Source organism: Flavobacterium sp. (genome assembly GCF_013822155.1).
Taxonomy (GTDB): domain Bacteria; phylum Bacteroidota; class Bacteroidia; order Flavobacteriales; family Flavobacteriaceae; genus Flavobacterium.
In genome coordinates this window covers 1-1,854 of sequence record NZ_PNJW01000145.1, presented here as the reverse complement: position 1 = coordinate 1,854, position 1,854 = coordinate 1, and the positions used below count along the sequence as shown (strand labels likewise).

Here is a 1,854-nt window from a genome sequence, read left to right as displayed (position 1 = left end):
CCGGGAGCTGTTATAAAAGTGAACAATCGATATTTAGTTATTGCAACTGCCGATGGTAATTTTAAATTTGATGGAAAGGACTTTCTTAGTATTTCGACCAAAGCACCAATATACCAATGTATGATGGGCAAGAAAAAAGGAGATATGTGTAGTTTTAACAACAATGATTTTAAAATTGAAGAGATATACTAATTATGAAAGCAATATATAACGGCGAAATAATTGCCGAAAGCAACGAGACGATTGTTATTGAAGGAAATCACTATTTTCCACCAGGCAGTTTGAAAAAAGATTTTTTCAGAAAAAGCACTACACATTCTACCTGTCCGTGGAAAGGTGCTGCATCTTATAACACGATTGAAGTAAATGGCACGACCAATAAGGATGCGGCCTGGTTTTATCCCAATCCTTCTGATAAAGCGAAGGAAATAAAAGATTATGTAGCCTTTTGGAAAGGAATTGAAATAACTGAATAGGTTGCTATATTTTCCTAAATTAGAAGTAAATTAGAGTCCATAATTAAAACAATGAAAAATAGATTTATTGAAATCAGGAAAAAATCTGAGGATTTGTGTAAGCCTTTACTGATTGAAGATTATTCGCTGCAACCTTCGGAATTTGTTTCGCCGCCAAAATGGCACTTAGCACACACTAATTGGTTTTGGGAAGAATTTATTTTAACAAAATATCTGAAAGGCTATACGGTTTATAATCCTGATTTCTCCTATCTGTTCAACAGTTATTACAATACTGTTGGGGATCGGGTTTTGAGGCCAGAAAGGGGATTAATGACCAGACCATCCGTGGAAGAAGTTTACAAGTATCGAAAGCATGTTACTGATGCGATGGAAACGTTACTTTCCATCAATTTTGATGAAAAACTTTCAGAGCTGGTTGAAATTGGCATTAATCACGAACAGCAACACCAAGAGCTTTTTATATATGATATAAAATATATTTTTGGTAATCAGCCCACTTTCCCGGTTTATGGTGATTCGTATCGATTGACTGATCAAGCTAAAAAGAGTGAATTCATTAAAATCCGCGAAGGTGTTTACACTATTGGCCATCAGGCAGAGGGTTTCAGTTTTGACAATGAACTGGGTGTACATAAAGTGTATCTAAACGAGTTTGAAATCTCCAATCGATTAGTGACAAACGCTGAATTTATAGCGTTCATTGATGATGGTGGATATACCAATTTTAATTTATGGCATGATGAAGGCTGGCATTGGGTGAATAACAATAAAATTGAAGCACCTTTATATTGGCATAAGATTGATGGGGAATGGTTTAAATATGATTTAGACGGATTGCAAAAAGTAAACTTGTCAGAACCCATAAACCATATTAGTTTTTATGAAGCTTTTGCTTTTGCCGAATATAAGGAAATGCGACTGCCAACAGAATTTGAATGGGAAATTGCTTCCGATCAATTTAGTTGGGGACAACTTTGGGAATGGACCAACAGTGCTTATTTGCCTTATCCTAATTTTAATAAAGCTCCTGGTGCAATTGGCGAATATAACGGGAAATTTATGATTAACACTATGGTTTTAAGAGGTGCATCAATTGCTACCCCCATAAGCCACAGCAGAAAGACGTATAGAAATTTTTTTCATCCCAATATGCGTTGGCAGTATTGCGGTATTAGATTGGTAAAGAAATAGAATGAATTCAGTCTTCAATTATTACAAAAGAAAAGGAAACACAATGGAAAATATTTTTATCGGTACCTACCTAGAGGCAATGAATATTAAAAACTTATTCGAAAACAATAAAATTGATGCGTTTTTGTTAAACGAGACCATGTCAAATATTGAACCTGTTATTACGGCGGGTGGTTTTAAAACT

General features: G+C 34.9%; 3 protein-coding genes and 1 pseudogene. All 4 read left to right on the top strand.

What is annotated here, in order from left to right; translation table 11 throughout:
- Window positions 1–192 (top strand): annotated as a pseudogene (locus C0512_RS15380) (hypothetical protein); the annotation flags it as partial.
- Between the two features lie 2 nt (window positions 193–194).
- On the top strand, window positions 195–476 hold the full coding sequence (locus tag C0512_RS15375) for a DUF427 domain-containing protein (RefSeq protein ID WP_290863154.1): 282 nt from the start codon (window positions 195–197) through the stop codon (window positions 474–476).
- Between the two features lie 51 nt (window positions 477–527).
- Window positions 528–1,670: an ergothioneine biosynthesis protein EgtB gene (gene egtB / locus C0512_RS15370; protein ID WP_290863152.1), complete on the top strand. Its 1,143-nt coding sequence runs from the start codon at window positions 528–530 to the stop codon at window positions 1,668–1,670.
- A 1-nt stretch (window position 1,671) separates the two neighbouring features.
- The coding region (locus tag C0512_RS15365) for a hypothetical protein (RefSeq protein ID WP_290863150.1) at window positions 1,672–1,854 on the top strand (183 nt) is incomplete at its 3' end.